The organism is Chitinophaga sp. (assembly GCF_039596135.1).
Lineage (GTDB): Bacteria > Bacteroidota > Bacteroidia > Chitinophagales > Chitinophagaceae > Chitinophaga.
The window spans coordinates 1-8,582 of the sequence record NZ_JBCNKH010000126.1 but is presented as its reverse complement, the minus strand read 5'-3'; the positions used below and the strand labels follow the sequence as shown (position 1 = coordinate 8,582).

The following is an 8,582-nucleotide window of genomic DNA, read 5'->3' as shown; positions in this document are numbered from 1 at the left end:
TTCGCAACTTTTGGCCGGTTGGCCAGTGCAAAAGTATATTTCTCACCATGTTTTTAGTACTTGATAATCTCGCAAAGAAATCACAGACGAGGACTATAAACAAAGCAAAGAAGAATATGAAAAAGCAATTACAAAGCTGGAAGATTGCCTCACGGAGATTCCTAAGAAGGACTATAACATTGAAGGGATTCCGGAAAAAGGTATGAGAACCCTTTCGCGAGTTGATATTTTGTATGAACAGGGAGATCGATACACAACGGAAGATTATAAGTTCGATATACCCTGAAAAATTAGAATTTACTGGTGACACATATCGAACTCCCGGAGTAAATTATGCGGTTCAGCTAATCTACAGCATGGATAAGGCTCTGGCAGAAAAAGAAAATGGGACAAGCCTATCAGTTTTAGACTTGTCCCATCTGGTGATCCCGTTGGGACTCGAACCCAAGACCCATACATTAAAAGTGTATTGCTCTACCAACTGAGCTACGGAATCATTCCCTTTCTTCGTGATTGGGAGTGCAAAGATAGGAATTAATTCATTCCTTCCAAATCCAACTGCAATTATTTTTTTAATTAATTTAAAACCATTCTGTATTTCACGGCCGGATCCTCGCGCTGGTCGGGCTTAAACAGGTGAAGCAAATAATATTTTCCATTCACCCAATCCTGCACCGCATTGTCATAATACTGACTTCCCGGATTACCACTTTCCCCGCCAGGATAGATCCCATAAGCTTCTACAGGGTCTCCCATCTGTACGATCATACGCCATGACGGACCATGATTTTCCTTTATACAGTTTACAATATGCCTGCCACCACCCGTGTATAAATGATATGCGCCAAACGGAACAATACTCCTCGTAATGTGCCTGATATCTGTACCACGGTAACGCCCCCACTCCAATTTATTTTTTGCTTCCAGCACTTTTGCGGTGTCCGCTGCTTTGGCCAGGGCCGCATACATCAGACCGGAGAATGTCTCTTTTTCAGGTGTATTGATGTTGTCTATAAAGTGAAAAGCTGTATCCTTTATCAGTAGGTTCAGGGTTGTTTTTTCCCATGGCATCTGGTACACATCTTCTCCGAACTGTGCCATATCATCAGCCCATATTTCGCTTTGCAGGTTATTCCAGACCAACTGGAATACAGTCGCCGCCTTACTGTCTGCCGTGCTTTGCTGATTCCAGGATGTGAGGAGCTGCCAGTATTGCAACTGCTCAGGTGTCAATAACGACTTTGGAAGATGCGCACCAAATAGAGGAATGGCCGCCCTTGCCAGCAAATTGGTATAATCATTTTGCAATGCCATCATATCCTGGATCGTGATCTGGCTGTCTGCTGCCAACACTTCATTAATACGCTTGCCACGGAATAGATCATAGCCCCCTACAAAGTTGTAAGGATACGTATCATCTGTTGGGTTTTGATTGGCAGAGCTAACAAAACCGCGGGCAGGATTATGCAGATGCGGTAATTCATCATGTGGTATATACCCTTGCCAGGCAAAGGTACTGTCATCACCAGGCATCACGAATTTCCCCTGGTCTTTCCAGCGCAAAGGATATTTTCCGTTGTGCCAGATAGCAATGTCGCCATCTTTGGAGGCAAAGGCAAAGTTCTGCGCCGGGCATTGATAGTCTTTGATAGCAGCGAGGTAGTCGTCGTAATTTTTTGCTTTGTTGAGGAGCAGGAATGTACGCAGTTCGTTCGATGGGTCATGGGCTTTCCAGCGCATGGCGAGGAACTGGAATTCTTCTTTCTGATGCGCAGGGAATGTGTTATCGTAAGCAACAGGTCCCCACACGGTGTAGGCCACTGTGTCATTGAAGGGTTGCTGTCCCCTGACGTTGATTTTTTCTATACGCAGGTCTGCATCGCGCCAGGCGCCATTAAATAAATACTGTTTACGACCATGGCGGAATTGCAGTTTGTAGAAATCTTTTACGTCTTCTTCACCATTGGTAACACCCCAGGCAATGTTTTCATTGAAACCAATAATCACACCGGGAGCACCGGGCAATGAGGCACCGTAAGTGTTTTGCTGTGGTGTATGCAGTTGTATTTCGTACCAGAGCGATGGGAGACTCAGGCCCAGGTGCGGATCATTACAAAGAATCGGCGCACCGGAGCGGGTTTTAGAACCTGCTACCGCCCAGTTGTTACTACCATTGTCCGGATCTGGTTTTTCTTCCCTGAAGTGCTGTAGAGCACCGGCCAGTTTGATGATGCTGTCTGGCGGAGTCGCTGCTTTCACCGTAGCAGGATCGAAATGGGTGTTTTTAGGCACGATCGGGTCCAGGCTATCATTGAAATCAGGGTATAGCAGGTTGAACTCTTCTTTATTGAAAATACGGCGGGCATTGGTGTATTCGAGGTCTTCGGCTTCACCTGCCAGGTCGTTTGCCATCAGTTTGAGGAGGATGGCAGAGTGCAGGGTGGTCCAGGGTGCCGGCTTATAGTCCAGGAGTTTGTATTCTATGGGCAGGGAGGCCTTGTTCAGTGTCTGAATGTAGGCATTTACACCTGCGGCATACGACTCGATGGCTGTTTTGGTGAGGGGATCCTTTTCCATTTCCTTCAGTGCGACCTCAGCACTATAGACCATGCCGCGGCGGCGTTGCATCCTGTCGTATTCGACCATTTTGGGGCCAAGTATTTCAGCGAGACGGCCGGAGGCGGCGAAAATCTGCAGTTCCATTTGCCAGAGGCGGTCACGGGCATGGAGGAAACCTTCTATATAATATGCATCAGCGTCGTTTTCGGCGAAGATGTGGGGAACCATGCGGTCATCCAGCCAGACTTCTGACTTGCCAGTGAGGCCGGGGAGGTCGATGGTTGCATTATAATCTTTGCTGATGGGGGTGGCATTCTGCCAGAAACCTTCCTGGGGACTGAGTAATGGGCCTATGGGCGGTAACGAACCCCATTTGTGGGACAAGGCGAAAATGAGTAAAGCGGTTATTCCGGTCGAAAGGGCAAATGGTATGATTCTCATAGCAAGGAAGTGAATAGCTAATATACATTTTTTTTTGAGGAAGTAATTCTGGCTTACAACAATAACGCGATCATAGGAATGACCCATAAATAACCTGTAGATATTCCATACATAACCCGTATCTCTATAGATACGGGTTATGTACGACTTACCTACGGGATATATACGGCTTATATACGGGATATCTCCCTGAAAACGCTATAGGATGGCTATTGTTACGATTGTAACAAGCAGATTTATGAGTATGGACGGGGGTTTAGGCTAAGTCAAGGTCCGGCAGGCAGCCCTCACTATCCCTTAGTCAGTACAGCGATGCACCTGTCCACTTCCTCTTCCGTATTAAAACTGTGTAATACAATGCGTAGCCTTTCCTTCCCTTTGGGCACGGTAGGATGTAATATAGCCCGGATATCCAGTCCGGCTTCCTGCAGGCGCACCGCCAATTCCCTCGTAGCGGTATTTCCAGGGGTCAAAACGACCTGGATAGGGGTTTCGCCGGGCAATGTATCCAGCGCCGCCACTCCCTTCCGGAACCGGGCAATTAATGCCGCCAGATGAGCTCTGGCTTCCTGCATGTAAGGAAACAAATCGTAACTGGCCATGATAGCCGCCATTGCAGTGGGTGGCAGAGCCGTAGTATAGATAAATGAGCGGGAAAAATTGATGAGGTAATCGCGTAAATGAGTGGAACCCAATACCACTGCGCCATGACAACCTACAGCTTTACCAAATGTATGTACCCGGGCAAAACACCGGGTTTGCAATCCGAGGTGCTGCACCAGCCCCTCTCCCTTTGCACCGACTACACCAGTAGCATGTGCTTCATCTACAATGAGGTGCGCCCCTGCCCTGTCACAAACAGATGCGATAGCAGATAAGGGGGCGAAGTCCCCATCCATGGAATACACTGACTCTACTGCCACGAATATATTGCCAGTGGCATTGTGGAGTTTCTTTTCAAGATCCATGATGTCATTGTGCAGGAAAGAAAATGCCTGTGCTTTGGAGAGGCGGATACCATCACGGATACTTGCGTGAATGAGCGCATCGTAAATGATGGTATCTCCCTTTTGCGGTACAGCGCTGAACAATCCGAGATTGGCATCGTAACCCGAGTTGTAAATTAACCCGGCCGTGCTTTGGTGAAAAGCGGCCAGCATGGATTCCGTTTCTTCTACCCAGGCGTAATTGCCAGCCAGTAACCGGGAGCCCGTACTGCCATGAGCGAAAGGACGTGCGGCCAGGAGATTATGTACGGCCTCCTGCATGGCCATGCTCTTTGCCAGGCCGAGGTAATCGTTGGAACAAAAGTCTACCATACCAGGAGCTGGCAGTCGTAATTGCCGGAGGGCATGCTGTTCTTTGCGTGCTGCTAATTGCGCTAAAAGAAAATCTTCTTTCATCTTTCAAAGCTAAGTAACTTTGCGGACGATAATTAATGAAAAGCAACTTTAAAGCGCATGAGTAAAGTATCTATCCTTGGACTTCATCTTCCTTCTGACCCACGATGGGTAAACCTGGCTGCTATTTCTCTGGAAGAAGTACTGACAGATCACGCATTTTGTGAGCAAAAGGCGGCGACCTCCTGTATTTCATTAATACAGCGCTACCCGCACAGAGACAGGCTGGTACAGGAACTGGCGCCTATTGTAACGGAAGAATGGGGGCATTTCCGGCAGGTACTGGCAGAGATGAGAAAGCGCGGGTTTCAGTTGGGAAAACAACGAAAAGATCTATACGTAAATGAGTTGATGCTGCATCAGCATAAAGGCGGAGATCCGGATACAGTGTTCCTGGATCGACTGCTGACCTTTGCACTGATTGAAGCCAGGAGTTGCGAACGGTTCAGGTTATTGAGTGAAGGACTGGAGGATGAATACCTGCGTGAGTTTTACAGAAAGTTTATGATTTCTGAAGCAGGGCATTACCGGTTGTTTATCGACCTGGCAAATGAGTATTTACCGGAAGAGAAGGTAAAGACACGCTGGCAGGAGTGGCTGACGATTGAGGCAGATATTATGGATAAGATGGATGTGCGGGGAGATAGAATCCATTAGAAATTAAACCCAATATTTACATAAAAACGTAACCGGCCATCCTGATCGCAATACATCATCGTGCCCTCTATCGGCCCCAGGAATGTAGCGTACCCGGCTGATATACCATACCCGCTCAGGTATTTAAATTTCGTATCCACATCTCCCATAAAGTCATACACTGCTGCACCTATTCTTGGTGTGGTAAAGATATTTTTAGACACTTCATACTGGTAAGCCAGTTGTAACGTAGCGGCCGAAGATGTAGTTACCTCTCCTTCCAATATCCCTACAAACGGCAGCTGGTTGCGCACTACATTATTCAATCCCCCAATCAGGAAAGCATTGATCGGTCCCTGCTTGTGATTGAAGTTCACACCGCTGCCGGCCTGGATCTGTAAAGCCCCTCTATATCCAAATGGTATATGATACTTTGCCTGCAACATGGCTCGCTGGTATTCAGCAAAGTAAATATTGGTAGAATCCAGTGGTTGCTGCACGCCATCGCGGAAAATCCGGAAACCGGGGTTTTCATTGTATATCCAACCTGCTTCAAATTGCAGGTCCATTCCTTTGCGCGGGTATATTTTTCTATCCAGGGAATTCATCCCTATATAGAAATAGCTGTTCAACTGGGTACTGTTTCCACGTATTTCCTGCTCATCTGCAAACCGGGGGTTCAGGTTTAAAAACTCCCAGCGGGTACCGACGCCCATGGCCAGAATACTATTTAAGGTATACTGGAAATGAATATCTGTACTTAAATATTTACTATGAAAATCCTGCTTTGCTTTCAGGTTATCATACTGTGTTATAGCGTTATCTTCGAAGTAAAAACCCAGTCCCACCCCAAAGTTCCTGTCATGACCGGTATATTTAAAATACTCTGCCTGTACACGCGGATTTTCGCTGATAGCAACGGTCACGAATGCACGTGAGTTAGGTACGATAAAGTTGCGTTGGGTAATATTGACAATCGCGCTCGCATTCGTAAAGGTATTATAGCTAAGCGCAAATTTTACATATGTGAGCGGGTTCTCTTCCACATTTACGCTCATAATGGTCTGGCGATTACCATCCGGTATAAGGTCGTAAGTGATCATCTTATAGAAGCGGGTACCGAATACATTCAGTACTGCTTCTTTGATATGTTCGGAGGTATAACAGCCCCCGGTTTTGAGACCCAGGCGGCCCAGGAAGAATTTCTCATCTGAGTGTTTGAGGCCATTCACCCGAATTTCCGTTAGTTCGATATCGGCAGTGAAAGGTAAGCGGTTCTTTTCGAAAGGCGGCAACGGATAGATGGCCTGCAGTGAATCTGCAAGGTGCCTGAAGATGGGGTACATTTCCCGGCCCTTGCGCTTACCTGCTTCGATAATGGAATCCACGCTGCCAAAGCTGGCGGCGCTGTAGTTTTCCAGTTTATGCTGAATGAAGATATCGCAGAGTTGCCGTTCATCTCTGAAATCGTCTGCATCTTTGTAGAAACCGAGTTGCTGGATGACATCCAGGGGCGTCTGCAACTGATCTGATTTACGGAGACCTTCAGATACGTTGGAACCAATCACGATGTCTGCCCCCATTTCCTTGGCAGTGATGACCGGGAAATTGCGTACTACACCGCCGTCGACTAACTTACGATCACCGATACTGATGGCTGTAAAGATGGAAGGAATGGCCATGCTGGCGCGAATGGCGGTCACTACATCGCCGGTATCGAGGGTCACGATGGCACCGTTAGACACATCGGTGGCGATACATTTGAAAGGGATATTGAATTTGGAGAAATCCCGCACACCATTGGCTGGCCAGCACATACGGGCGAGTTCCAGCCATAACTGTTCGCCGGCAATAACGCCGGAGGCAAGTTTGGGCTTACCGTATTCAAAAGGTATTTCGATGATGTATTTATTGTATTCTTTCTTTTCTTCGTAAGAAATGTCGGTGAGCACGGGTTGGTTAGAAAAAAGGTTGTTCCAGTCAAGTTCCCGGGCCATTTTTTCAATATCGGTGCCGGAGTAGCCCATGGAATAGAGCGCGCCAACTATACTACCCATGCTGGTGCCAGTGAGGTAGTCTACTTTCAGTCCGGCACTGTCAATGGCTTCGAGGATCCCAATGTGGGCCAGGCCTTTGGCACCGCCACCGCTGAGGGTCACCCCTATTTTGGGACGGCCTGTCCCCGGCTGCTGTGCAAAGATGGCAGCAGGTAATAAAATGATCCCTAACCAACAAACAAGTACCTTTCTGAAACGCATATATCTTGACTATGTAAACCCTTATTTGACGAAGGTAGCTGAATAAGTTTAAAATTTCACCCTCCCCGATAGGCGGGGAACGACCAATTTTGTCCAAAATCTACAGTTTAACTGCTTCTTCAAAAAATATAATATTTACGTTTTTTTTATTATTTTATACAACTATTTGTAGCATAACAAACAACCAGGACTACATTATTTTCCACACGTATGAATAAACACACAACCGCGCACAACATCTGGCAGGTGATCCTGGCTTCTTCGGCTGGCACCCTGATCGAATGGTATGATTTTTACATCTTTGGCAGCCTGTCTGCAATTATTGCTGAAAAGTTTTTCCCGCCCAGCAATCCTGATCTTGCTTACATTATGACGCTGGCCACATTTGCAGTGGGATTTGTAGTCCGGCCTTTTGGGGCGATTGTGTTTGGCAGACTGGGGGATATAGTCGGGCGGAAGTATACTTTTTTACTTACACTACTCATTATGGGTGGGTCTACCTTTGCCATTGGCCTGGTACCGGGGTATGGAACGATTGGTATACTGGCACCGATTGTCGTGCTATTACTACGATTATTGCAGGGATTGGCCCTGGGCGGGGAGTATGGGGGTGCTGCGACTTATGTGGCGGAGCATTCGGCGCATGATAAAAGGGGGTACTATACCAGTTTTATACAAACAACGGCCACACTGGGCTTGTTTGTATCGCTGGCGGTGATATTGATTACCAGGAGTAGTATGACTACGGAGCAGTTCAATGACTGGGGATGGCGGGTGCCATTCTGGTTGTCGGTGTTGCTGGTGCTGATGTCTTATTATATCAGGATCAGGCTACAGGAGTCGCCGGTATTTGCACAGTTGAAGGCGGAGGGCAAGACGGTAAAGAACCCTATAAAAGAGAGTTTTGGGAAAAAAGAGAACCTGAAACTGGTGTTGCTGGCGCTGTTTGGAGCAGCCATGGGGCAAGGGGTAATTTGGTATACAGGGCAGTTTTATGCGTTGTCGTTTTTGCAGAAGACCATGAATATTGAGTTTGTGCAGTCGAATATAATTATTGCGGCGGCGCTGGTGTTGGGCACACCGTTCTTTATTTATTTCGGTTGGCTGTCAGATAAGATCGGGAGAAAGAAAATCATGATGACAGGGATGCTGGTGGCGGCACTGGCGTATTATCCGATCTATGCGAGGATGGATAAGATTGGGAATATTAGTTTGAAAACGGAGGATAAGGCGAAGTATACAATAGAGAATTCGATGATGAGGAATGAGAAAATGCAGAATGTGGAGA

Annotated in this window: 5 protein-coding genes and 1 tRNA gene; 2 read left to right on the top strand and 4 right to left on the bottom strand. The window is 47.1% G+C overall.

Translation table 11 applies throughout. From position 1 onward, the window contains the following. Positions 1–420: 420 nt before the first annotated feature. The 3 genes from ABDW16_RS30940 to ABDW16_RS30930 all read right to left on the bottom strand — a co-directional run bounded on the left by ABDW16_RS30940 (position 421) and on the right by ABDW16_RS30930 (position 4,403). Positions 421–496, bottom strand: a tRNA-Lys gene (locus ABDW16_RS30940). A gap of 80 nt (positions 497–576) precedes the next feature. Next, positions 577–3,000, bottom strand: coding sequence for a penicillin acylase family protein (locus ABDW16_RS30935; protein WP_343675310.1), 2,424 nt, complete (start codon positions 2,998–3,000; stop codon positions 577–579). 290 nt (positions 3,001–3,290) lie between these two features. Then, a complete protein-coding gene (locus ABDW16_RS30930) occupies positions 3,291–4,403 on the bottom strand; it encodes an 8-amino-7-oxononanoate synthase (RefSeq protein ID WP_343675309.1) in 1,113 nt (370 codons plus the stop codon). A gap of 57 nt (positions 4,404–4,460) precedes the next feature. Here ABDW16_RS30930 and ABDW16_RS30925 point away from each other — a divergent pair, with 57 nt between their 5' ends. Then, the gene (locus ABDW16_RS30925) at positions 4,461–5,057 is read left to right on the top strand and encodes a tRNA-(ms[2]io[6]A)-hydroxylase (RefSeq protein WP_343675307.1); all 597 of its coding nucleotides are present in this window, start codon (positions 4,461–4,463) and stop codon (positions 5,055–5,057) included. On the opposite strand, the gene ABDW16_RS30920 is transcribed toward ABDW16_RS30925, so the two are convergent. After that, on the bottom strand, positions 5,054–7,294 hold the full coding sequence (locus ABDW16_RS30920) for a patatin-like phospholipase family protein (protein WP_343675306.1): 2,241 nt from the start codon (positions 7,292–7,294) through the stop codon (positions 5,054–5,056). The genes ABDW16_RS30925 and ABDW16_RS30920 overlap by 4 nt on opposite strands. A 210-nt stretch (positions 7,295–7,504) precedes the next feature. Between ABDW16_RS30920 and ABDW16_RS30915 the strand changes: the two genes are divergently transcribed. Further along, positions 7,505–8,582: MFS transporter (locus ABDW16_RS30915; protein WP_343675304.1), on the top strand; the 1,078-nt coding region annotated here is incomplete at its 3' end.

Excerpts from the sequence above, each read along its gene's own strand:
- ABDW16_RS30925 (WP_343675307.1), top strand. The coding sequence starts at position 4,461 with ATGAGTAAAGTATCTATCCTTGGACTTCATCTTCCTTCTGACCCACGA.
- ABDW16_RS30920 (WP_343675306.1), bottom strand. The coding sequence starts at position 7,294 with ATGCGTTTCAGAAAGGTACTTGTTTGTTGGTTAGGGATCATTTTATTA.
- ABDW16_RS30930 (WP_343675309.1), bottom strand. The coding sequence starts at position 4,403 with ATGAAAGAAGATTTTCTTTTAGCGCAATTAGCAGCACGCAAAGAACAG.
- ABDW16_RS30935 (WP_343675310.1), bottom strand. The coding sequence starts at position 3,000 with ATGAGAATCATACCATTTGCCCTTTCGACCGGAATAACCGCTTTACTC.